The following is a 24,969-nucleotide window of genomic DNA, read 5'->3' on the forward strand; positions in this document are numbered from 1 at the left end:
TGTATTAATTTTTGGGAATAAAAATATATAGGAATATCTGTTTTTGAATACAAAGGATTCAAAAAATTGATTAAAACAATTAAGATATGACTTATATTTTTAGAGTAAAAATTATATACGGGTGTTTGTATTAATTTTTGGGAATAAAAATATATAGGAATATCTGTTTTTGAATACAAAGAATTCAAAAAATTGATTAAAACAATTAAGATATGACTAATATTTTTAGAGTAAAAATTATATACGGGTGTTTGTATTAATTTTTGGGAATAAAAATATATAGGAATATCTGTTTTTGAATACAAAGAATTCAAAAAATTGATTAAATACAATTAAGATATGATTTATATTTTTAAAGGGAAAATTAAATAAGCATTTATTTTATAAATAAAGTATTTAAAAAATTAATTAAATTACTTGATAATTTATATTTAAAAATGTATAATTTATGTTAATAGTGAAAAAATAAAAGGATATTAGGTGATGGTATGAAACAAAATATAATAGCCATAGATGTTATGGGTGGAGATAATGCACCTTATGAAACAATAAAAGGCAGTATAGATGCTATTAATGAAAATAAAGATATAAAGCTTATATTAGTTGGTAAAGAGGATATTATTAATCAGGAATTGCAAAAATACCAGTATAATAAAGAACAATTAATAGTGCAAAATGCAACACAAGTAATAGAAACAACGGAAAGCCCTACATCTGCTATTAGAGAGAAGAAAGATTCTTCTATTGTAGTAGGCTTAAAATTACTAAAAGAAGAAAAGGCAAAAGCTTTTGTATCTGCTGGTAGTACTGGTGCTCTCCTTACAGGTGCAACTGTTATTATAAAGCGTATAAAAGGTGTGGAAAGGCCAGCTCTTGCTACGTTAATACCAAATGCTAACAATGGATATACATTTTTAATAGATTCTGGTGCTAATATGGACTGCAAGCCTTCTTATTTACCTAACTTTGCTAAAATGGGTAAAATATATATGGAAAATATAATGAAAATTAATAACCCTAAAGTTGCTATTGTAAATGTAGGTTCAGAAAAAGAAAAAGGCGACACTTTTACAAAAGAGGCTTATGAACTTTTAGAGCAAACTAAAAATATAAATTTTGTTGGTAATATAGAGGGTAGGGAAATACCAGCAGGAGAAGCCGATATTGTTGTATGTGATGGATTTGTAGGTAATGTTATATTAAAACTATCTGAAGGTATTGTTAAAACATTTTCACAAGTAGTAAAAAAAGAAATAACTTCTAATATTTTATATTCTATTGGAGGTGTTTTATCTAAAGGTGCTTTTAAAAATATTAAAAAGAAATTTGATTATGCAGAGGTTGGAGGAGCACCTTTTTTAGGCCTTAAATCTCTTGTTGTTAAAGCTCACGGCAGCTCTAATGCTAAAGCTATAAAAAGTGCTATAAATCAATGCTATAAATTTATAGAATCAGATATAGCAACAAAAATAGAAAATGCTATTTTAGAAGATAATAACTTGTAAAAAAATTTATAAAAAATGCAAAAAAGACTTGTAAAATTTACTTTTATCTAGTATATTTATATGTGTTAAAAAATATAAGGAGGTAATTCAATATGGTATTTGAAAAAGTTAAAGAAATTATTGCAGAACAAATGAGTATATCTGAAGATGAAATAACTTTAGAAACAACTTTTGCTGATGATTTAGGTGCAGATTCTTTAGATTTATTCCAAATTATATCTGATTTAGAAGATAGCTTTGGTATTGAGTTTCAAAACGAAGATGCAGAAAAAATCAAAACTGTTGGAGATGCAGTAAATTATATAGAAGCTGCAAAATAATTATATTATTTTTAGTGAGCCATACCTTTAATTATTATAGGTTAAGCTCACTTTTTTATAAAATATTAAATGAATAAATTTTTGTTAAATATAAATAATAGATATATATTGTATTTATTTTTAAGAAAGATTTATTACAAGGAGGATAAATGAATATAAATTTAGGGTATAATTTTAAAGATGAAAATTTATTAAAAGTTGCATTAACTCATACATCTTTTAGCCACGAAAGAAGAGAAAATATAGAAAATAACGAAAGATTAGAGTTTTTGGGAGATGCCGTTTTAGAGCTTGTTATAAGCAAGCATATTTTTACAAGGTTTGGCGAGCTATCAGAAGGAGAGCTTACTAAGCTTAGAGCAAGTATAGTGTGTGAAGGGTCTTTAGCTAAAAAGGCTAGAGAAATAAATATAGGGCAAAATATTATGCTTGGCAAAGGGGAAGAAATTACAGGTGGTAGAGAAAGAGATTCTATACTAGCAGATGCTTTTGAGGCAATTATAGGTGCTATATATATAGACTCTAACGATATATTGGAGGCTCAAAATTTTATATTAACTAAAATGGAAGATATTATAAAAGAAAAAAGGTATACATTTGAAATGAACGATTGTAAAACATATTTACAAGAAATTATACAAAAAGACAGTATAGAGCCTTTAAAATATGAAATAATAAACGAAGAAGGTCCAGCACACGACAAAGTATTTACAGTAAAGGTAACGCATAACAATAAAGAGCTAGGCATAGGCAAAGGTAAAAATAAAAAAGATGCAGAGCAAGCAGCAGCTTATAAAGCTATAAAGCTATTAGAACAACAATAATTATTATAGTATATATACTTGTTATATATACTTTTTTTTGATATAATAACCCTTGAGGTGAAATTTATGTTAGTTTTTTCTATCGAAAACGATGAAGTAAAAATTTTTATGCAAAAACTTTTAAGAGAAGAGGCTTTTGACAAATTAGAAATTAGAAATATATCTTTAGAAACTATTGTAAAATATGAAATTTTGGGAAATATAAATAAAGATTATTTACAAGAAGATGAAAATAGATATTTTGTTAAATGGAAAGAACTAAAACCATATATTGTAAGCATTATAAAAGGTAATGTAAAGCCTAAGTTTTTTAAAATAGTATTTTCTTTAGACGATAATATTGTTAATAGTGTTTGTGATAATGCTAATGCTATGTTTTTAAATATAACTTATCAAAATGATAAAATAACAGGCACAACAGGTACAAGCCAAAAGGTATTTTCCTTAGATAAAAAAGAGGATAAAGTATGGGAAGATATTATTTTAAAATTTTTTAAGAAAAATGGGATAAATATAAATATTGAAAATTAAAAATTATAAGGCAAGATATTTATCTTGCCTTTTGTATAACTATTATAATTAAAATTAAGATTTTATAAGGAGGATATTATGGAAAAAGGATATATACAAATTTACACAGGAAACGGTAAAGGGAAAACAACTTGTATGTTAGGGTTAACGCTTAGAGCATCTGGTGCAGGTAAAAAAATATATATAGGACAATTTATGAAAGATGACGAATATAGTGAGATAAAAGCTATAAGGCAGTTTTTACCTAATGTTACAGTTGAGCAATATGGAACAGGTAAAGGTTTTGCTAAAAAAGGTGCATTAAAAGATTATGATATATCTTGTGGAAACAATGGATACGACAGAGCAATAGAAATTTTAAAACAAGATGAATACGATATATATATTTTTGATGAAATAAATGTGGCTGTTTATATGGAAATATTAACAGAAAAGCAAATACTAGATTTGATAGATATAAAGCCAGAAAAGGCAGAGCTTATATTAACTGGAAGATATGCTTTAGAAAGTGTTAAAGAAAAGGCAGATTTAGTTACAGAAATGAAGGAGATAAAACATTACTACAAGCAAGGGGTTATGGCTCGTGTTGGTATAGAAAAATAAGAGAGGGACATATGATAGATTATAAATTTGTTTTCGATTTAGACTCTACAATAACAAAAGAAGAAGTATTACCACTAGTGGCTAAAGAGATAGGACTTTATGAAGAAATACAAATCTTAACAGAAAAAGCTATGAATGGACTAGAAGACTTTTCTTGTAATTTTATAAATAGAGTTAATATGCTAAAGGATATACCTTTAGAAAAAATACATAAAATAGTAGAAAAAGTAGAGCTAAACGAATATATAGAAAAATTTATTTTAGAAAATAAAGAAAAATGTTATATTGTAACAGGAAATTTAGATATAATAATAAAGCCTATTTTAAAAAGGCTTAATATGGAAGACAGATATTTTTCTTGTAAAGGGATAATTAAAAATAACAAAATACATAGTGTAACAAAAGTTATTAATAAAAAAGACGTAGTTAAAAATTTTAACTTTAAATTTGTTGCCGTTGGTGATGGTGATAATGATATAGATATGATAAAACTTGCAGATGTTGGCATAGGCTTTGGAGGTAGCAGAGAGATATCTTGTAACCTAAAAAATAGTGCCGACTATGTTATTTATGATGATAAAGAATTATATAGATTTTTATATAATTTGATGAGAGGTTAATATGGTGTTTAAATATGCTATAATAATAGGATTTATAATAGATTGTATATTAGGAGACCCACAAAATCCACTACACCCAATAAGATTATTAGGCTATATAAACAACATAGGGATAAAAATATATGATAATTTAAATATAAAAAAGGCTAAGATACAATTTATATATGGTATTATAATGAATATAAGCATACTTGTTTTAGTTTTTTTATTTTGTACATTTTTAGTTAAAATTTTTTATAGTATAAACTTTTACTTAGGCATTATATTTGAAAGTATAATGAGCTATTTTATAATAGCACCTAAATGTCTTTATACAGAAAGTATGAAAATATATAAAGAGCTTAAAAATAACAATATAAAAAATGCTAGGGTATATTTATCTTATATAGTTGGTAGAGATACAGAAAATTTAGAAGAAGAAAAAATAGTTAAGGCAACAGTGGAAACTATATCAGAAAATTTATCAGATGGTGTTATAGCACCATTAATATTTTTAGCTATTGGTGGTGTGCCTTTAGGTATGGTGTATAAAGCTATTAACACTTTAGATTCTATGATAGGTTATAAAAATGAAAAATTTATATATTTTGGTAGATTTTCTGCTAAGCTAGATGATTTTGTAAACTTTATACCAGCTAGAATTTCAGCAATTTTTATGATAATAGCAAGCTTTTTAGCAAGGCTTAACTATAAAAATGCAATAAAAATTTATATAAGAGATAGATATAATCATTTAAGCCCAAACTCTGCTCAAACAGAGTCGGTATGTGCAGGAGCTTTAGGTATACAATTAGGGGGAACAAGCACATATAAAGGAAAAATTGTAGAAAAGAAAACAATAGGAGATAGTCTTAGAAAGGCTAATATAGAAGATATAGTACTTGCTAACAAGCTTATGTATATATCTACAATAATTTATGTAATAATTTTATTAATTATATGGTGGTAAAATGTATAAATACGAACACGGTGGAAACGAAATTTTTAAAAATAAAAATATAATAGATTTTTCTGCTAATATAAATCCTTTAGGGTTAAAAGAAAATAGCTTGGATATATTAAAAAATGCTTTAGATAAAAGTGTTTTTTATCCAGATAATTTTTCTACTAATTTAAGGAAAGCTATTGGTAAATATGAAAATATAAATGAAGATTATATATTTTGTAGCAATGGTGCATCGGATATAATTTTTAGAATAGTTAATTATATAAAGCCTAAAAAAGCATTAATATTAGCGCCTACTTTTGCAGATTATGAAAGAGCTTTAAAAACTGTAAATTGTAAAATATATAAGCATTTTTTGTTACAAGAAAACGATTTTAACTTAAAAGAGGATATATTAGAATTTATTAAAAAACAACAATTTGACATAATATTTTTATGTAATCCAAACAACCCAACAGGTCAATTAATAGAAAATACATTAATAGAAAAAATTTTAAAAATTAGCAAAGGTTATGTTTTTGTAGATGAATGTTTTATAGATTTTATAAAGGGGAATGATAAATATACTTGTAAAATGCTTACAAATAAATATGATAAGTTAATTATACTAAAAGCATTTACTAAAATATTTGCATTAGCAGGTTTTAGGCTTGGGTATTGTATAACATCTAATTTAAAAACTATAAATAACTTATATTTTTATGGAGCAGACTGGGCAGTTTCTATATTTTCTCAAGAAATGGGAGTATATTGCCTTAAAGATTGTAAAGAATATTTAGAAAAAAGTTTAGCATACATAAATGTAGAAAAAAACAAAATAATAGAGAGCCTTAAAAATTTAAATTTTAAAATAATAGGAAGTAATGCTAATTATATATTTTTTAAAGGATATAAAGGATTTGATAAAATTTTATATAATAAATACAATATTTGTATAAGAAATTGTGGTAATTATACTAACCTTACAGACGAGTATTTTAGGATAGGAATATATAAAAAGGAACAAAACAAAAAGCTAATAGAAGCAATAGAACAAATAGAAAAGGGGATAAAATGATAAAACAAAATTTAAAAGGAAAAAAGTTTGTAGCATCTTATAGTGGTGGAAAAGATAGTATGCTTGCTATATATAGAGCTATAAAGGCAGGGCTTGAGCCTTTATGCTTTATTATAACATATAATAAGGACAGAAATTTATCTTGGTTTCACGGTGTGCCTAAAGGGTTGTTAGATAGTGTGTCAAAATCTTTAAATATACCTATATGGCTTATAGAAACAAATGGGGAAGAATATACTAAAAATTTTGAAAAAGGACTTGCTAAGGCAAAAGAGCTAGGAGCAGAAGTTTGTATATTTGGAGATATAGACTTAGAGGGACACTTACAATGGTGTAGCCAAAGATGTGATAATGTAGGGATTAAACCTTGTTTTCCACTTTGGAAAGAAGATAGAAAAAAGCTTGTATATGAATTTTTAGATAGTGGATTTACAGCTACATTTACTGTTATAAACACTAAAAAGTTAGATGATAGATTTTTAGGTATGACTATGACAAAAGAAATATGCGAACAAATAGAAAAAGAAGGGGCAGATATATGTGGAGAAAATGGAGAGTACCATACTTTTGTATCTGATGGCCCTATCTTTAAAGAAAAAGTTAAATTTAATGTTGGTAATAAAATAGAAAGTAATGGCTATTCTATTTTACCTATTTTAGACTAGAAATAATTGATAAAAATAATAATATTAAATTTGAAGTTATAATTATTGCAATAAATATTTTTAAAACTACTAATGTTATTGATGAATATTTACTATACTTCTTTTTAGCTAAAAAATAGCATAAAACAAATATGCAAATAGTAAATATACCAGAAAAGTTTTTAAATATGTAATAATATAAAGTGCCATATTTTGTTTGTGTACAAGACATAATAATATTAAATATACATAAAGAAAGGCTTATTTTATCAATATTTTTATTAATAAAATTTTTAATAAAAACACCCCCTATATTTTATTAAATATATGGATATTATATAATATACTTTAAGTAAAGTAAAGAAATGATAAAAATTTTAAGGAGAATATAAATATGAATATACCAAAAGACCCATATATGTTATTAAGTTTTATAAATACAAAGCTTAGAGATGATTTTGATAGCTTAGATAGTTTTTGTGATAATTATAATACTAATAAACAAGAAATATTAAAAAAATTACAAGATATAGGCTATAAATATGTATGTAGCGAAAATCAATTTAAGGCTTAGGTGTAAAAAATGATTAGTTTTATAAAGGGAAATATAGAAGTATTAAAAGACGGTATAATAATAATAGAAAATAATGGTATAGGTTATAGAGTAAATGTTTCTGAAAATTTATATGGTTATTTATGTAAAAATAAAGAAAATGTAAAGCTATATACATTTATGAACGTAAAAGAAGATGATATTTCTCTTTTTGGATTTTTAACATTAGAAGAATTGGAACTTTTTGAAAGGCTTATAACTGTGTCTGGTGTAGGCCCAAAAGGAGCAATATCTCTATTAAATGTTATGAGCCCACAAGAGATAATATCTGCTATTATAACATCGGATATAAAGGCTTTATCTAGTGGACAAGGCATAGGTAAAAAAATAGCACAGAGAATAGCCTTAGAGCTAAAAGATAAGGTGGATATACTAGACGCTATAAATATAGAGCCACAAATAGTAGAAGATATAGAAGAAGATAGTACAACTAAAGAAACTTTAGAGGCTTTAGTTGTACTTGGGTTTACTAAGCAAGAAATACTAAAAGCTATTAACTCTATTGAAGATAAAAATATACCAGTAGATAAAATGATAAGCTTATGTCTTAAAAAATTATCTAAGTAGGAGATGATTAGTATAAAAGATAGAATAATAACATCAGATTTTAAGCAAGAAGATATAGAGGTAGAAACAAAGCTACGCCCACAGAGTATAGATACATATATAGGACAGCAAAAAGTAAAGGAAAACTTAAAGGTATATATAAAAGCTGCAAAAATGAGAAATGAACCTTTAGACCACGTTTTGCTATATGGCCCTCCAGGGCTTGGTAAAACAACATTATCTAACATTATAGCTAACGAAATGGGAGTTAGTATAAAAACAACATCAGGGCCAGCCATAGAAAGAGCAGGGGATATGGCAGCTATATTAAATTCTTTAAATGAGGGTGATATACTTTTCATAGATGAGATACATAGGCTTAATAGAACAATAGAAGAAGTGTTATATCCTGCTATGGAAGATTTTTCTCTTGATATAATGATAGGTAAAGGGCCAAGCAGTAAAAGTATAAGAGTAGATTTGCCAAAATTTACTCTTATAGGGGCAACTACAAGGATAGGACTTTTGACAAATCCATTAAGAGATAGATTTGGTGTAATAAGCCGTTTGGAAATGTATAACCCAGATGAACTAAGCCAAATAGTAAAACGTTCTGCTAGCGTTTTAGGGATAGATATAGAAGATGAAGGGGCAATTGAAATAGCAAGGCGTTCTCGTGGGACACCTAGAATAGCAAATAGATTATTAAAAAGGGTAAGAGATTTTGCTCAAGTTAGATATGATGGTAACATAACAAAAAATGTTGCAAATGAAACATTAAATCTTTTAGATGTAGATAAACTAGGCCTTGACCCTATTGACCAAAAAATATTAAAAACTATTATAGAAAAATTTTCTGGAGGCCCTGTTGGGTTAGATAACCTTGCTGTATCTATAGGAGAAGAAAGTGATACAATAGAAGAGGTATATGAACCTTATCTTATACAGTTAGGCTTTATAAAAAGAACACCAAGGGGTAGAGAAATAACAGAAATAGGTTATAAACATTTTGGAATAAATTTTTAGCTATAACAAATTATTTTATATTATTTTAATAAATATTAAAAATAAATTAATATTTTATTTAATATTATAATACTTTAAAAAAAATAATCGTATTATAATGTGTAAAACTTTAGGAGGTTAATTAATATGAAAAATAAAATAGCAATAATAATAGGAGTTATAGTAATAGGTGTAGCTGGTATAGGGGTGGTAACACTTTCTAAAAAGCCAAAAAATGCTGAGGCTATACCTACAGTGCAAATAGATAATGTTAAAAACCAAAAAATGGAAATAACGGTAGATGCAGATGGTACTGTTGCATTTAGAGATAAAATATCTATTTATGCAAAAAATACAGGCAAAGTAAATAATTTACCTATAAAGGAAGGCGATTTAGTAAATACAGGTGATGTTTTAGTAAATTATGATAAATCGGCTTTAGAAAATTTACAAAGACAGCTTGAAGATGCTAAACTTTCTTTAAAATCGGCTAATTTAGCTTTACAGGGGCTTATGATACCAACTGATGAAAGCCAAATAAAACAGTTGGAGGCACAAATTAGTCAATCAGAAAAAACAATAATAGATTTACAAAATAATATTACACAGTTAGGTAAAGATATAGAAAAAGCTAAGTCTGATTTAGATGGGGCAAATATATTATACTCTCAAGGGGCAATATCTCAAACAGAATTTAATAATTTTCAAACTACTCTTACAAACTTTGAAAATCAAAAAATAAGTGTAGAAAATAGCTTAAATTCTGCTAAAAAACAATTAGAGGCTAACAAAGCACAATATGAAAGTGCAAAAAATAAAAATCAAGACCCTAATATGAAAAATAAAATAGAAAGCCAAAAGGTTATGGTACAACAGGCTCAGCTTAGAGTAAATCAACTTACAGAAGACATAAATGATTTTGAAACAGTGTCTACATCACCAATAACAGGTACTTTAGTAAAACTTTATGTTGCAGACGGAGAAGCTGTAACAGAAGGTAAAATTGTAGCTGAGGTAGGAAACTTAAACGACCTTGTTATAGAATCTTACATACCAGAATATGATATGAATGGAGTTGCCATTGGGCAAGAAGTTTTAATAAAAAGCGACACAACAGATGAAGAATTTAAGGGGCAAATAACAAAAGTGTATCCTTTAGCAGAATTAAAAAATATAGGTGGTAGCGAAAAAAGTGTTGTAAAAGTTGAAATATCTATGCCTGCTAATACATCTTTAAAAGCAGGATATACAACAGATTTAACTATTACAACAAAAGTAGATGAAAACGCTTTAGTTATACCTATTATGTCTTATATGTCTGAAAAGGTAGATGATGTTAGCTCAGAATATGTATTTGTAGTTAAAGAAGACGGTACTATTGAAAAAAGAAATATAAAAGTTAAAAATATTAAAAATTCTGTTGCATCAGTGGAAGGACTTTCTGAAGGGGAAAAGGTTGTATCTGCTCCAACAGAAAATATGCAAAATGGTATGAAAGTTACACCAATGGATAGTTCCGTACAACAGGGGCAAAAAGGTGCTAAGCCTAGTATGTAAGGAGGTACTAATATGAGCATAATAGAAGTAAAAGATGTAAGAAAAATATATAAAAATGGCAAGATAGAAGTGGAGGCATTAAAAGGAATAAACTTTAAAGTAGAAAAAGGCGAATTTGTTTCTATAATGGGGTCTTCTGGTTGTGGTAAATCTACAATGATGAACATTTTAGGGTGTTTAGACACACTATCATTAGGAGAGTACATATTAGATGGGGAAGATGTTAGCAAAATATCTGGCAAAAAGCTTGCATTTGTTAGAAATAAGAAAATAGGGTTTGTATTCCAATCTTTTAACCTTTTGCCTAAATTATCGGCATTACAAAACGTAGAGCTCCCTATGGTGTATGCAGGCATTGGTAGAGAAGAAAGAAGAAAAAAAGCTTTATGCTCTTTAGATATAGTGGGGCTTTTGGGAAGAGAACACCATAAGCCTAATGAAATGTCTGGTGGGCAAAGACAAAGGGTAGCAATAGCTAGAAGCCTTGTAAACGACCCAGCTATAATATTGGCAGATGAGCCAACAGGTAACTTAGATTCTAAGTCTACTTTTGAGATTATAGAGATTTTTCAAAAGCTTAATAATGAAGGTGTAACAATAGTTATGGTTACCCACGAGCCAGATGTTGCAGAATATACAAAGAGGATAATTCGTTTTAAAGATGGTTTAGTTTTGGAGGATTATTTAAATAAAACCCAAAAGATAGTAGGTGAAAGCTAATGAATATTATAGAAAATTTTAAATCGGCTATATTTAATATTCTAGCTAGCAAAATGAGAACTTTTCTTACTACTCTTGGTATAATTATAGGTATAACAGCTGTAATAATAATAACAGCTATTGGTAGAGGCTTTCAAAATGATATGAATGAAAGTTTTTCGGGTATAAATGTAGATTCTGTATCAGTTGCAACATCAATGGACAAAACAATAAGGGATAAAGATAAATTTACATTAGATGATGTAGAAGATTTAAAAAAGATACATAATATAAGTTTTGCATCGCCAAGTTACGGAGCTGATGTTTCTGTAGAGCTAAAAGACCCTTCACAATTAGAAAGCTGTGTTTTAAATGGCTCTAATGAAGACACAAAAGGGTTATCAGGCTTAAAAATGAAATATGGTAGATTTATAGATGAAAGAGATAGAAATAGTAAATCTAAAGTAGCAGTAATAGATAATAAGCTTGCTAAAAAAATATTTGGTAGAGAAGATGCATTAGGAGAAATAATAAAAGCAGAAACAGTTTTTGGTAATATAAAAAGTATAGATTTGGAAGTAATAGGTATCTATGAAACAGAAAGCGAATTTTACACACCAGAAATATATTACCCAATAGAAACAGCTATGGATTTTTTAGATAATAGACAACAAAATATTGAAAGTATTAGTTTAAAGGTTGAAGATACTGGTATATTTGAAGAAACAAAAACTTTAATATTAAAAACATTATCTGCTAACCATAATAACGAAGAAGATACATATATAGTTAATTCTGCATTTGATATGATTAATTCTATGAATGGGACTATACAAATAGTTACAGTATTTATAGGGCTTGTAGCAGGTATATCCCTTTTAGTAGGTGGTATAGGAGTTATGAATATAATGCTTGTAACAGTTACAGAAAGAACAAGAGAAATAGGCATAAGAAAATCTTTAGGTGCTACTAATGGGAATATAAAAATGCAATTTTTAATAGAGGCTATAACTGTAGCATTACTTGGAGGGATTACAGGGATAATATTTGGTTATATAGGGAGCTTTTTAGCAGGTAAGGTAATATCTATTTTAGGGTCTACATTAAAGCCAGAAATTTCTATACCAGTTGTTATAGGTGCAGCTTTAGTATCTAGTATTATAGGTATTATATTTGGAGTATATCCAGCAAGTAAAGCTGCTAAGCTAGACCCAATAGAAGCGCTTAGATATGAATAAAGGAGTGTGATAATATGAATATTTTTGAAAATATATCTGCTGCTATATCTAGTGTTTTTTCAAATAAAATGAGAACATTTCTTACTATGATAGGCATTATAATTGGTGTATCATCTGTTATAACTATAACTGCTCTTGGCAAAGGCTTTGAAAACACTATTTCAACTACATTTGAAATATTAAATTCTAAAGCAATACAAATAATGAAAAACTGGGGTTCAGGGCTTACTGCTAAAGATAAAATATTTTTAGAAGATTCTGATAATATAAAAAAACACCCTAATGTAAAATCTAGCTCGGCGTATTTTTCATCAAGAGCAAGCATAACTTTAAAAAATCCAGATGAGGAAAAGGCACTAAGTATATTTGGTTCGGAAGTAGAGTTTTCTAATATGCAAAAAAACTTTTTTAGAATTAAATATGGAAGAGTTTTTACAGAAAAAGAAGATGATATTAAAGCAAAGGTATGTATCATAGATGAAAATATAGCTATGGAAGTTTTTGGTAGAAAAGATGTTGTAGGTGAAAGAGTAAATCTATTTATTAATAATAAAGACTACGACTTTGAGGTGGTTGGTGTTACTAGTGGAGAAAATGCTGTTATGATGGGTAGCATTATATCTATGCCTATTAATACTATTCTTGATATACATCAAACAGAAGAAATTGATATGCTATATGTAGAGCTTCACGATACAGAAAATTTAACAAGGTCAAAAAATGAAATTATTAGAATGTTGGCATCAAATCATAATACAACAGATGATAAATATATGGCTCTTTCTAATATGGAGCAAGTGGAAATTATTGAAAAAGTTATAAATATGTTTACTATGTTTATAGGATTTGTGGCAGGTATATCCCTTTTAGTAGGTGGTATAGGGGTTATGAATATAATGCTTGTAACAGTTACAGAAAGAACAAAAGAAATAGGTATAAGAAAGTCTTTAGGTGCTACTAATAGAAATATAAAAACACAATTTTTAATAGAATCTATGTTTATATGTGCTTTAGGTGGTATTATTGGTATATTATTTGGATATGTTGTTAGTATGACATTAGGACATTATTTAAATGTTTTCTTTACAGTTAATACAGGTATGGAGATGAAACCACCTGAGTTATCTATAACAGTTGCAATAGGTGCGATGATTATATCTACAATAGTCGGTGTTATATTTGGGGTATATCCAGCAGGTAAAGCAGCTAAGCTAGACCCAATAGAATGCCTTAGATATGAATAACAAGACTTTTATTAAAATATATTTAAAAATAAAGAGGAAAATAAATGGAGCATTTAAAAAAATTAAAGTATAATTCTCCAGTTATACTTACCTTTACCTTAATATGTTTAATAGTTTTATTTTTAGGAAATATAACAGGTGGCTATACAACATCAAAGCTATTTTGTGTTTATCGTTCATCTTTTACAGACCCTTTATCTTACATAAGAGTTTTTACACATATATTAGGACACTCTAGCTTTGAACATTTTTTTAATAATTTTTTAATAATACTTATAGTAGGGCCTATGTTAGAAGAAAAGTACGGTTCTAAAATGCTTTTAGCCCTTATTATTATAACGGCATTTATAACAGGTATTGTACAGGTTATTATATCAAAAGATGCGCTTTTAGGTGCTAGTGGGATAGCTTTTATGCTTGTTATATTAACATCTTTTACAAATGTTCAAGATGGGAAAATACCTATAACTATGATACTTATTACCATTATGTATCTTGGCAAAGAAGTATATTATGGTATAATGTATAAAGACAATGTGTCTAGGATAACTCATATTATAGGGGGTATTTGTGGTATAATAATTGGTATAATTATATCTAAATATTATAAAAGGAGAACTTATTATGATAAAACTTGAAATAGAAGAATTTATATTTGAAGTAAAAGATGAAATACTAAGCTATGAAGAGCTAGGAAAAGAATATGCAGATAAATGGGAGCAATCTTTTTTGGCTTGGCTTAAAGATGATAAAATAAAAAAGAAAAATATAAAAATAGAAAAAGGAAACACTTATTACTTAATAGATGATGAAAGTGAAATTTTTGATATAGCAGACGAGTATTATTATGCAGTAGACGGGAATAAAATAGAAGAATATTGGAAAAAATTTCAATAGTACATAAAATAGATAGAGTGCTTATTAAGGTATTCTATCTATTTTATATATAAAAAATAAAAATTGCTTGAAAATTATATTTTTTTAATATAAAATTATAGTGTTATATTTTGTATAAATATGACTAAAATCGAAATTTAGGTGAAAATATGAATGCTAGAGAAATTGCAGTTTATGCACTGATAGATATATTAGAACAACAATCTTATAACAATTTAACATTAAAAAAGATTTTTAGTGAAAATAAAGATATAAGCACTCAAGATAGAGCTTTTATAACAGAGCTTGTAAATGGTACTCTTAGAAATATTATTTATATAGACTATATAATAAATAGCTTTTCTAATACAAAAACTAAAAAAATGAAACCACTTATATTAAATATACTTAGAATATCTGTTTATCAAATAAAGTTTATGGAAAAAATACCTACTTCTGCTGTATGTAATGAGGCAGTAAATTTTACTAAAAAGAAAAAATTTAATGGGCTTAGTGGTTTTGTAAATGGTGTTTTAAGAAATATAGCTAGAAATATTGATAATATAGCATTACCAGATGAAGAAAAAACACCAATTGAATTTTTAGCTACTAAATATTCTTATGAAAAGTGGGTAATTGAAAAACTTATAAAACAATTTGGGTATGAAAAAGCAAAAGAAATATGCAAAGCTAATGCTTTAGCACCTAAAGTTTCTATATGTGTAAATACTAATAAAATAACAAAAAATGAGCTTAAAGATATGCTTATAAAAGAAGGTATGAATGTAGAAGAAGGTAACATATCAAACAATAGCTTGTATATAACAAAAACTAAAAATATAGCAAATAGCAATGCCTTTAAAAAAGGGTACTTTCATATTATGGACCAAAGCTCTATGCTTTTAGTAGAAATATTAAACCCTAAAGAAGACGATGTGATAATAGATGTATGCTCTGCTCCTGGTGGTAAATCTTTTTATTGCTCTTATATTATGAAAAATAAAGGAAAAATATTCTCAAGAGATATACATAGCCATAAAATAGAGCTTATTAAAGACACTATAAAAAGATTAGATATAAAAAATATAGATTTAGAGCTTAAAGACGGAACAATATTTTATAAAGAAAATGAAGAAATTGCAGATAAAATAATAGTAGATGTTCCTTGCTCTGGCTTTGGTATAGTTAGAAAAAAACCAGATATAAAATATACAAAAACAGAAGATGATATAAAAGAACTTGTATGTATACAACGAGAAATATTAAAGGCATCTTATAAATATGTAAAAAAGGGTGGAACACTTTTATATAGTACTTGTACCTTATTTGAAGAAGAAAATATACAAAATGTAAAATGGTTTTGTAAAAATTATGGATTTGAGCTTTGTAGCATAGATATTCCTTTAAATATAGAAGACAAACATAAAGGGTATATAACAATTTTACCTAGTATGTTTAATACAGATGGATTTTTTATTGCAAAACTAAAAAGAATAAATTAGAAAGGTAATTTATGGATAAAATAGATATAAAAACTCTTACACTAGATGATTTGGAAAAAGAAATATTATATATGGGAGAACCAAAATTTAGAGCAAAACAGATTTTTAGCTGGCTACACCAAAAAAATGTTTGTTCTTTTGATGAAATGTCTAACATATCTAAGGATTTTAGAGAAAAATTAAGTAATAAATTTAAAATTACAGAAATAGAAATATTAGATAAACTAGTATCTAGTGTAGACAAGACAACAAAATATTTATTTAAGTTAGAAAATAATTATATTATAGAAAGTGTATTAATGAAATATAGCTATGGAAATGCTGTTTGCATATCTTCTCAGGTAGGTTGTAGAATGGGGTGTAAATTTTGTGCATCTACATTAGATGGACTAGAAAGAAGCCTAACAGTAGCAGAAATGGTATCTCAAATATACGAAATACAAAAGGAGAGCAAACAAAAAATAAGAAGTATCGTTCTTATGGGAAGTGGTGAGCCTTTTGATAATTTTGAAAACTTTTTAAAATTTATAGAAATAATAAATCATAAAGATGGACTAAATATAGGACAAAGACATATTACAGTTTCTACTTGTGGTATTGTACCTAAAATATATGAGCTTGCAGATAAAAAAATGCAAATAAACCTTGCTTTATCTTTACACGCTCCAACAGATGAGGATAGAAAAAAAATAATGCCTATTGCTAATAAATATACAGTTAAAGAAATAGTAGAAGCTTGTAAATATTTTGCAAATACTACAAAAAGACGTGTAACCTATGAGTATGCTCTTATTGCAGGTGTTAATGACAGAGAAGAAGATGCTAAAGAGATAATAAGATTATTAAAGGGTAGCCTTGCCCATATAAATCTTATACCTGTAAATGATGTAAAAGAAAGAAATTATATAAAAAGCTCTAAAGAGCAGATTAGAAAGTTTGCAGATACTCTTATTAATGCAGGGATAGAAACAACTATAAGGCGTGAGCTAGGTAGTGATATAAATGCTGCTTGTGGACAGCTTAGAAAAAGCTATAAATACTAGAAAAGAGGTGTTATTATGATAGGTTTTGGTAATACTAATGTTGGCAAACTTAGAAAAGTAAACCAAGATTATGTATATATTAATAATGAACCAATAGGTAGCCTTAACAATTTATATATTGTTGCAGATGGTGTTGGTGGGCATAAAGCAGGAGAAGTTGCTAGTGAATCTGCCATAGATTTTTTTGAACAGTTTATATACGAAACAGAAGATGATGAGGTGCTAGACCTTTTAGTATCAGCTTTAGCATATGCCAATGAGCAAGTTTTTAAGCTATCAAAAACTAACAAACAATACGAAAATATGGGGACAACCCTTTTAGCAACAACTATTAAAAACAATAAAATATTTGTAGCACACGTAGGCGATTGTAGGTTATATGGGATAAGAAATAATAAAATAGCACAAATGACATCAGACCATACATATGTTATGGACTTGTTTAAGGCAGGGGTAATATCTAAAGAAGAGGCAGAAAATTCTAAAGAATCTAATGTTTTAACAAGAGCTTTAGGCACAGATAAAAATGTAAAGGCAGACGCTTTATTTTGTGATGTATTTAAAGATGATATTTTTATAATGTGTTCTGACGGATTAAGTGATATGTTAACAGATGACGAAATACTTAACATAGCATCTAATAAAAATATGTCTACAGAAGAAAAGGTTGATGTCCTTATACAAAAAGCTAATGATAACGGTGGTAGAGATAATATAGCCGTTATTATTATAGAAGAATAGAGGTGATAATATGAAACTAGAGCCAAAAACGGTTGTTAGCGACAGATATGAGATAATAGAGCTAATAGGTGTAGGTGGAATGGCTAATGTGTACTGTGCCAAAGATTTAAAATTAGATAGAAAAGTTAGCTTTAAAGTTTTAAAAGAAGAATTTATAGATGAAGAGTTTATAGGAAAATTTAGCAAAGAGGCTAGAGCAGCTGCAAGAATATCTCACGTTAACATAGCAAATGTGTACGATGTAGGAAATGACGGTAATATATACTATATTGTTATGGAATATGTAGACGGGTATACATTAAAAGATATTATAAAAACAAAAGCACCTTTTAATAATGAAGAAGTTTTGGGGATATCTATACAGATAGCAAATGCTTTAGAGATTGCACATAATAATAACATTGTCCATAGAGATATAAAGCCTCAAAATATACTAGTAACTAAAGAAGGTGGTATAAAAGTTACCGATTTTGGTATAGCAAGGGCTACTACTTCTAATACTATAACAACAGATACAATGGGTAGTGTACATTATTTTTCACCAGAACAAGCAAGGGGTGGATATGTAGACTTTAAAAGCGATATATACTCTCTTGGTATAATAATGTTTGAGATGATTACAGGTAAGCTACCATTTGATGGAGAAGGTGTTGTTCAGCTTGCTATGAAACATATAAATGAGCCTTTGCCAGATATGAAGGAGATAAACCCTAATATATCTAATAGTTTAGAAAAAATTATATTAAAGGCTACTACTAAAAATGCAGACAATAGATATTTATCTGCAAAAGAACTTAATAATGACCTTAAGCAAGCCTTTTCAGACGAAAGTGGAGATTTTGTAACAGATAATAATTTTATTGACGAAGATAGTCCAACTGTTGTAATAAAACCAGAAGAAATGGAACAAATAAAAAATATGGCTAATAAAACAAATAATAATAAACCAAAAGATAAATATGAAGATAAAGTGTATATGGCTAAGGAAAAACCTAAGCAAAGTCAACCTATTAGAAATTTAGAAAAGCAACCTAACAAAAAGACAACTTATAAAATTGCACCAGAAAATATGGAAAAACAAAATGATAAATCTATGGAGCGTAAAGTAACTATATGGGCTGTTATAACATCTTTAATACTTATAGGGATAATAACAGGATTTTTAATAGTTTGGGGAGTGTCTGGAGCAAATTCTAAAGTGCCAAATTTTGTAGGGAAATCTTGGGAAGATGCTGTGAAGATTGCTAAAGAAAAAGAAATATATATAACAAACATAAAAGAAGATTTTGATGATAAAATAGAAGAGGGAAGCATAATAGAGCAAGATATAAAACCTGGAGAAAAAGTTGAAAAAGGAACTAATATAAATGTAACAATTAGCTTAGGTGATGGTAAATTTAAATTAGAAAATTTTGTGGGACTTGACATATCTGAAGTTTATAAAAAGGTAGAAACATTAGATGTAAGCCTTAAAGAAGAGTATATAGCAGACGAAAAAATAGAAATAGGTAAAGTTATAAAACAAATACCATCAGAAGGAAGTACTTTAAAACCTGGTGAAGATTTAACTCTTTATATAAGTAAAGGTAACCAAGATAAAGACACAGATGTAGAAGTGCCAAATTTAATAGGACTTAGCGAAAAAGAGGCTAAAGATAAGCTAAAAAGGGAAGGGTTATCTGTTGGTAGAGTTAGTAAGGCAGAAAGTGATAGTGTAAAAGAAGGAAATGTTATAGAACAAGGCGTTTCTTATGGGCAAAAAGTTTCTGAAGGAACAGCTGTAAGTATTGTTGTTAGTAGTGGAAAAAAAGAAACAACAACAGAAACAACAACAGAAACGACAACACAACCAATAGTTGAAGATACAACGGCTCAACCTACAATAGTAGAACAAACAACTACAACAGTACAACAAACTTTAAAATCGGAAACATTAGTTATAAATCCTACCTTGCCAGAGGGTACAGAAAGTGTAGAAGTAAAGGTAATAAAGGTAGTAGATGGGCAGTCTAGTGTAATATGGTCTAGCAATCATATTGCCAATAATTTTCCTTTATCTATAACTGTTACAGGGGATAAACCAACTCAATTTGAGCTTTATATAGACGGAAAGTTAATAGGAACAGAAACTAAAAATTTTAATTAGATTAAATATAAAATACCCTAAATTTACATAAGCTAATATTTAGGGTATTTTTATGCTAAATTACATAATTTTAGATAAAAATATAACTATGTTTACAAAACAATATTTTTAAAGTAAAATATAATAGACTAGTAAATAAGTCTATTTAATAAAAATTTATATAAAAGCAATAAAATATATACGGAGGTAAAAAACTTTGGGAAAAAGAGAAGAAATACAAGTTTCTGAAGAAGAACTTTTATTACAAAAAGAATACATACAAAAAATAAAGAAAATAAATGAAGATTTTGAAAAGGCTAATGGTAGAAAAAAGAAGATGTTTATATCTACATTTGGCTGTCAAATGAATGCTAGAGATAGCGAAAAATTAGACGGTATGCTTAAAGATATGGGCTACATAGATGCTCAAGATGAAAAAGATGCAGATTTTATTATATACAACACTTGTTGTGTTAGAGAAAATGCAGAAAATAAAGTTTATGGCAACTTAGGGTATCTTAAAAAGGCTAAGGAAAACAACAAGCATTTAAAAATTGCTCTTTGTGGCTGTATGATGCAACAAGACATAGTTATAGAAACTATTAAAAAAACATATAGACACGTAGATTTAGTTTTTGGTACATTTAATCTATATAAATTTCCACAGCTTTTATACACTAACTTTGAAATTAATGAGCCTGTATTTGACATATGGAAAGAGCATAAAGACATAGTGGAAGATTTACCTAGCATTAGAAAATATAAATTTAAAGCTAGTGTAAACATTATGTTTGGGTGTAACAACTTTTGCTCTTATTGTATAGTACCTTATGTTCGTGGAAGAGAAAGAAGCCGTAAAAGTGAGGACATTATAAAGGAAATAAAAGAGCTTGTAGCAGACGGTGTTGTAGAAATTAATTTACTTGGGCAAAATGTAAATTCTTATGGTAGAGGCCTTGAGGAAGATATAGATTTTGCAGGACTTTTAAGAAAGGTAAATGAGATAGAAGGCTTAGAGCGTATTAGATTTATGACTAGCCACCCTAAAGATTTATCTGATAGCTTAATATATGCTATGAGAGATTGTGAAAAAATATGTAACCATATACATTTACCTTTCCAAGCAGGTAACAACCAAGTGCTTAGAAAAATGAACCGTAACTATACTAAAGAGCATTACTTAGGCCTTATAGAAAAAATTAAAAAAGAAATACCTAATATTGCCATTACTACGGATATTATTGTAGGATTTCCTGGAGAAACTTTAGAACAAGTAGAGGATACTATAGATGTTGTTAAAAAGGTAAGGTTTAGTGGTGCATTTACTTTTATATATTCTAAAAGAACAGGTACACCAGCTGCTAAAATGGAAAATCAGGTAGATGAAAAAGTTATTAAAGAGGGCTTTAACAACGTTTTAGAGGCATTAAATCCTATTTTATTAGAGATTAATAAAGAAAAAGTTGGCAATACTTATAAAGTACTAGCAGAAGAATATGATGATGAAACTAAAACTTTAAAAGGACGACTTGAAGATAACAGCCTTGTGCACTTTAGCGGTGGAGAAAGGCTTGTAGGAAATATTATTGATGTAAAAATAGTAGATTGCAAAACGTTCTATTTAATGGGTGAAGTTATATAAAAATTTAAAATTTTAGGAGGAAAAAACTATGAACAATCTTTTTGAACAAGCAAGAGAACTTGCAAAAGCATTATTAGAAACTAAAGAAGGTAAAAAATATGAAGAGGCTAAATACATCTTTGAGGGTGATGATGACGCCATTAATATGTTACAAGACTACACTAAAAAAACTCAAGATTTTCAAATGAGAATGCAAAGAGGAGATGCAGGCTCAGAATTTGAAAATGCTAGAGAAGAACTTAACAAACTTGTAATGGAAATGAAAAAAAACACTATTATAACAGAGCTTTTTAAAGCAGAAGGCGAATTTAACCAAATGGTAGGTAGCGTTATGGATATATTTAATGCAACTCTTATCGGAGAAAGCGAACAACAAGGCGGAGGCTGTTGTGGCGGAGGCTGTGGAGGTTGCTCTGGTTGTCATTAATTTAGGAGGAAAATATGATAGAGTATACACCTATGATGAACCAATATCTAGAGATAAAAGAAAATTATAAAGACTGTCTTTTATTTTTTAGACTAGGTGATTTTTATGAACTATTTTTTGAAGATGCCGTTACAACTGTTGCCGAGCTTGATATTGTTCTTACTAAAAAAAGCTGTGGCAAGAAAGACGGAGAGCCTTTAAAAGTAGATATGTGTGGTGTTCCTTTTCATTCGGCAGATGGTTATATAGCAAAACTTATAGATAAAGGGTATAAAGTTGCCATATGTGAGCAGGTAGAAGACCCTAAAAATATGAGTGGCAAAATTGTAAAAAGAGATGTAGTAAGAGTTGTTACTGCAGGGACTGTTATAGACACTAACATACTAGAAGAATCTAAAAACAACTATATTATGTGCCTTTTTGAAAATAAAGCTGCAATAGGTCTTTCTGTTTGTGATGTATCTACTGGAGAATTTTTAACTATAGATTTTAGCCTTAATGAAAAATCTAAAGTGATAGATGAAATTGCTAAATATAACCCGTCTGAAATTATATGTAATAGTAAATTTAGCCTAGTATCTAATATAGAAAAGGTTTTTAATATTAAAGTATACAATTATTTAGATTTTCATTTTGAAATAGACAATGCTAAAGATACATTATTAAAGCATTTTAATGTTTTAAATCTTAGTGGTTTTGGTATAGAAGAAGAGCCTATATTAATAAGTGTAAGTGGTGCTTTAATAAGATACCTTGTAGATACACAAAAAAATAATTTATCTCATATATCTAATGTAAAAAAATATACAACTAATAAATATATGTTTTTAGATATATCTTCTAGAAGAAATTTAGAGCTTACAGAAACTATAAGAGAAAAGGCTAAAAAAGGCTCATTACTTTGGGTGTTAGATAAAACAAAAACTCCTATGGGTGCTAGGCTTATTAGAAGGTGGATAGAACAGCCATTAGTAGATAAAGATGATATAGAAAATAGGCTTTTAGCAGTAGAATATATAAAAAATAACCCTTTAGATAAAATAGATATGACAGATTATCTTTCTAAAATAAAGGATATGGAAAGGCTTATTGGGAAAATATCCTATCAAACTGCTAATGCTAGAGATTTAATAGCTCTTAAAAATAGCTTTAAAAGTTTACCAGAAATAAAGCAAATATTATTAAAATCTAACACAGCTTTAATAGGGGATATATGCAACCATTTTGATACATTAGAGGACTTGTATAGCATTATAGATAGTGCTATACAAGAAGAACCTCCTTTTAGTATAAGAGAGGGAAATATGATAAAAAATGGATTTAATGAGCAAATAGATAACTTTAGAGAGGCAAAAAATAAAGGTACAAGCTGGCTTTTAGACTTAGAAGAAAAAGAGCGACAAAATACAGGCATTAAAAATATAAAGATAAGGTTTAATAAAGTTTTTGGTTATTATATAGAAGTTACTAACTCTTATTTATCTCTAGTACCAGATACTTATATTAGAAAGCAAACTTTAGCAAACTGTGAAAGATTTGTAACAGATGAACTTAAAAAGATAGAAGAAGCTATATTAGGTGCAGATGAAAAGTTGGTAGAAGTAGAATATGAAGAATTTTGCAAAGTGAGAAATTATTTATCAGATAATATAGGCCGTATACAAAAAATGGCTAATATTATTGCTACAATAGATGTTTTAATATCTTTTGCAGAAGTTGCTATGAAAAATAACTATAAAAAGCCTATAATATTAGATGATACAGAAGGTAAGATAGACATATCACTTGGTAGACACCCTGTTGTTGAGCTTTTAGCAGAAGATAGCTTTATACCTAATGATACTATATTAGATAAAGATAAAAATAGATTAGCTATTATTACAGGGCCTAATATGGCAGGTAAATCTACATATATGAGGCAAGTTGCACTTATTGTTTTGATGGCTCAAATTGGTAGTTTTGTACCTTGTGATAATGCTACTATATCTATTGTAGATAGAATATTTACAAGGGTGGGAGCAAGCGATGACTTGGCAACAGGACAAAGTACATTTATGGTGGAAATGACAGAAGTTGCCAATATTATAAATAATGCAACAGATAAAAGCCTTTTAATATTAGACGAAATAGGACGAGGAACAAGTACATTTGACGGACTTAGCATAGCTTGGGCAGTTTTAGAACATATAGCAGAAAAGATAGGTGCAAGGACACTTTTTGCAACACATTATCACGAGCTTACAGAAATAGAAGGAAAAATAGATGGTGTTAATAACTATTGTGTTGAGATAAAAGATAATGGTGATGACATAATATTCCTTAGAAAAATTGTAAAAGGTGGAGCAACTGGTAGCTATGGTATACACGTTGCAAAGCTTGCAGGTATACCTAACAGAGTTATAGCTAGAGCCAACGAAATTTTACAAATTTTAAACGATTGTGATGCTACCAAAATATCTAATGTAGGAATACAAAATTTAGACCAAATAAATGGAGATGAAGAAGATTTTTATTATAACGCATCTACTAAAAGGACTATACTTTTTGTAGATGAGTTAGAAAAAGAGCTTAAAAGTCTTGATATAGATAATATATCTCCTAGAGAGGCTTGGCAAAAGCTTTTTGATATAAAAAATAAGCTAAAAAACTTATAAGAAATGA

The 24,969-nt window shown here is 28.0% G+C and carries 25 protein-coding genes; all 25 read left to right on the forward strand.

Going from position 1 to position 24,969, the window contains the following annotated elements; translation table 11 throughout:
* Positions 1–488 precede the first annotated feature (488 nt).
* Positions 489–1,505, forward strand: a complete 1,017-nt coding sequence (plsX, locus tag R5Z65_RS00805) for a phosphate acyltransferase PlsX (protein WP_317366444.1) — start codon at positions 489–491, stop codon at positions 1,503–1,505.
* Between the two features lie 92 nt (positions 1,506–1,597).
* A complete protein-coding gene (gene acpP / locus R5Z65_RS00810; RefSeq protein WP_317359104.1) occupies positions 1,598–1,825 on the forward strand; it encodes an acyl carrier protein in 228 nt (75 codons plus the stop codon).
* A 149-nt stretch (positions 1,826–1,974) separates the two neighbouring features.
* Positions 1,975–2,649 carry a ribonuclease III gene (rnc, locus tag R5Z65_RS00815; protein ID WP_317366446.1) on the forward strand — a complete coding sequence of 225 codons (675 nt, stop codon included), beginning with the start codon at positions 1,975–1,977 and terminating at the stop codon, positions 2,647–2,649.
* Between the two features lie 66 nt (positions 2,650–2,715).
* Positions 2,716–3,180 (forward strand): DUF5721 family protein, encoded by a 465-nt coding sequence (locus R5Z65_RS00820; RefSeq protein WP_317366448.1) that lies wholly within the window; start codon positions 2,716–2,718, stop codon positions 3,178–3,180.
* A gap of 78 nt (positions 3,181–3,258) precedes the next feature.
* Entirely contained in the window at positions 3,259–3,783 is a 525-nt protein-coding gene (locus tag R5Z65_RS00825) for a cob(I)yrinic acid a,c-diamide adenosyltransferase (RefSeq protein WP_317366450.1), read from the forward strand.
* Positions 3,784–3,794: 11 nt separating this feature from the next.
* Positions 3,795–4,403, forward strand: coding sequence for an HAD-IB family phosphatase (locus tag R5Z65_RS00830; protein WP_317366451.1), 609 nt, complete (start codon positions 3,795–3,797; stop codon positions 4,401–4,403).
* 1 nt (position 4,404) lies between these two features.
* A complete protein-coding gene (gene cbiB, locus R5Z65_RS00835) occupies positions 4,405–5,352 on the forward strand; it encodes an adenosylcobinamide-phosphate synthase CbiB (RefSeq protein WP_317366453.1) in 948 nt (315 codons plus the stop codon).
* 1 nt (position 5,353) lies between these two features.
* Positions 5,354–6,406 (forward strand): histidinol-phosphate transaminase, encoded by a 1,053-nt coding sequence (locus R5Z65_RS00840; protein WP_317366454.1) that lies wholly within the window; start codon positions 5,354–5,356, stop codon positions 6,404–6,406.
* Positions 6,403–7,071, forward strand: coding sequence for a diphthine--ammonia ligase (locus R5Z65_RS00845; RefSeq protein WP_317366455.1), 669 nt, complete (start codon positions 6,403–6,405; stop codon positions 7,069–7,071). The genes R5Z65_RS00840 and R5Z65_RS00845 overlap by 4 nt, the downstream gene beginning before the upstream one ends.
* A gap of 373 nt (positions 7,072–7,444) precedes the next feature.
* Positions 7,445–7,624 (forward strand): DUF4250 domain-containing protein, encoded by a 180-nt coding sequence (locus R5Z65_RS00850; RefSeq protein WP_317366456.1) that lies wholly within the window; start codon positions 7,445–7,447, stop codon positions 7,622–7,624.
* Positions 7,625–7,633: 9 nt separating this feature from the next.
* A complete protein-coding gene (gene ruvA, locus R5Z65_RS00855) occupies positions 7,634–8,230 on the forward strand; it encodes a Holliday junction branch migration protein RuvA (RefSeq protein WP_317366457.1) in 597 nt (198 codons plus the stop codon).
* A gap of 12 nt (positions 8,231–8,242) precedes the next feature.
* Positions 8,243–9,235, forward strand: coding sequence for a Holliday junction branch migration DNA helicase RuvB (gene ruvB, locus R5Z65_RS00860; protein ID WP_334309010.1), 993 nt, complete (start codon positions 8,243–8,245; stop codon positions 9,233–9,235).
* Between the two features lie 126 nt (positions 9,236–9,361).
* On the forward strand, positions 9,362–10,771 hold the full coding sequence (locus R5Z65_RS00865; protein WP_317366459.1) for an efflux RND transporter periplasmic adaptor subunit: 1,410 nt from the start codon (positions 9,362–9,364) through the stop codon (positions 10,769–10,771).
* A gap of 12 nt (positions 10,772–10,783) precedes the next feature.
* Positions 10,784–11,491, forward strand: a complete 708-nt coding sequence (locus tag R5Z65_RS00870; protein WP_317366460.1) for an ABC transporter ATP-binding protein — start codon at positions 10,784–10,786, stop codon at positions 11,489–11,491.
* Positions 11,491–12,708: an ABC transporter permease gene (locus tag R5Z65_RS00875; RefSeq protein ID WP_317366461.1), complete on the forward strand. Its 1,218-nt coding sequence runs from the start codon at positions 11,491–11,493 to the stop codon at positions 12,706–12,708. The genes R5Z65_RS00870 and R5Z65_RS00875 overlap by 1 nt, the downstream gene beginning before the upstream one ends.
* A 14-nt stretch (positions 12,709–12,722) precedes the next feature.
* Positions 12,723–13,952 (forward strand): ABC transporter permease, encoded by a 1,230-nt coding sequence (locus R5Z65_RS00880; protein ID WP_317366463.1) that lies wholly within the window; start codon positions 12,723–12,725, stop codon positions 13,950–13,952.
* 44 nt (positions 13,953–13,996) lie between these two features.
* A complete protein-coding gene (locus R5Z65_RS00885; RefSeq protein ID WP_317366465.1) occupies positions 13,997–14,590 on the forward strand; it encodes a rhomboid family intramembrane serine protease in 594 nt (197 codons plus the stop codon).
* Positions 14,577–14,849 carry a hypothetical protein gene (locus tag R5Z65_RS00890; RefSeq protein WP_317366466.1) on the forward strand — a complete coding sequence of 91 codons (273 nt, stop codon included), beginning with the start codon at positions 14,577–14,579 and terminating at the stop codon, positions 14,847–14,849. Before R5Z65_RS00885 ends, R5Z65_RS00890 begins: the two co-directional genes overlap by 14 nt.
* 149 nt (positions 14,850–14,998) lie before the next feature.
* Entirely contained in the window at positions 14,999–16,330 is a 1,332-nt protein-coding gene (gene rsmB, locus R5Z65_RS00895) for a 16S rRNA (cytosine(967)-C(5))-methyltransferase RsmB (RefSeq protein ID WP_317366467.1), read from the forward strand.
* Positions 16,331–16,341: 11 nt separating this feature from the next.
* A complete protein-coding gene (rlmN, locus tag R5Z65_RS00900) occupies positions 16,342–17,373 on the forward strand; it encodes a 23S rRNA (adenine(2503)-C(2))-methyltransferase RlmN (protein ID WP_317366468.1) in 1,032 nt (343 codons plus the stop codon).
* Between the two features lie 15 nt (positions 17,374–17,388).
* Positions 17,389–18,114: a Stp1/IreP family PP2C-type Ser/Thr phosphatase gene (locus tag R5Z65_RS00905; RefSeq protein WP_317366470.1), complete on the forward strand. Its 726-nt coding sequence runs from the start codon at positions 17,389–17,391 to the stop codon at positions 18,112–18,114.
* Between the two features lie 10 nt (positions 18,115–18,124).
* Positions 18,125–20,260 carry a Stk1 family PASTA domain-containing Ser/Thr kinase gene (pknB, locus tag R5Z65_RS00910; RefSeq protein ID WP_317366471.1) on the forward strand — a complete coding sequence of 712 codons (2,136 nt, stop codon included), beginning with the start codon at positions 18,125–18,127 and terminating at the stop codon, positions 20,258–20,260.
* A gap of 274 nt (positions 20,261–20,534) precedes the next feature.
* Positions 20,535–21,881: a tRNA (N6-isopentenyl adenosine(37)-C2)-methylthiotransferase MiaB gene (gene miaB / locus R5Z65_RS00915; RefSeq protein ID WP_334309011.1), complete on the forward strand. Its 1,347-nt coding sequence runs from the start codon at positions 20,535–20,537 to the stop codon at positions 21,879–21,881.
* Positions 21,882–21,909: 28 nt separating this feature from the next.
* A complete protein-coding gene (locus tag R5Z65_RS00920; RefSeq protein WP_317366473.1) occupies positions 21,910–22,308 on the forward strand; it encodes a YlbF family regulator in 399 nt (132 codons plus the stop codon).
* Positions 22,309–22,322: 14 nt separating this feature from the next.
* Complete coding sequence (mutS, locus tag R5Z65_RS00925) at positions 22,323–24,962, forward strand: DNA mismatch repair protein MutS (protein WP_317366474.1); 2,640 nt, start codon at positions 22,323–22,325, stop codon at positions 24,960–24,962.
* Positions 24,963–24,969 lie beyond the last annotated feature (7 nt).

Origin of the sequence: uncultured Tyzzerella sp. (assembly GCF_963558545.1) — a bacterium.
Classification (GTDB): domain Bacteria; phylum Bacillota; class Clostridia; order Lachnospirales; family CAG-274; genus Tyzzerella.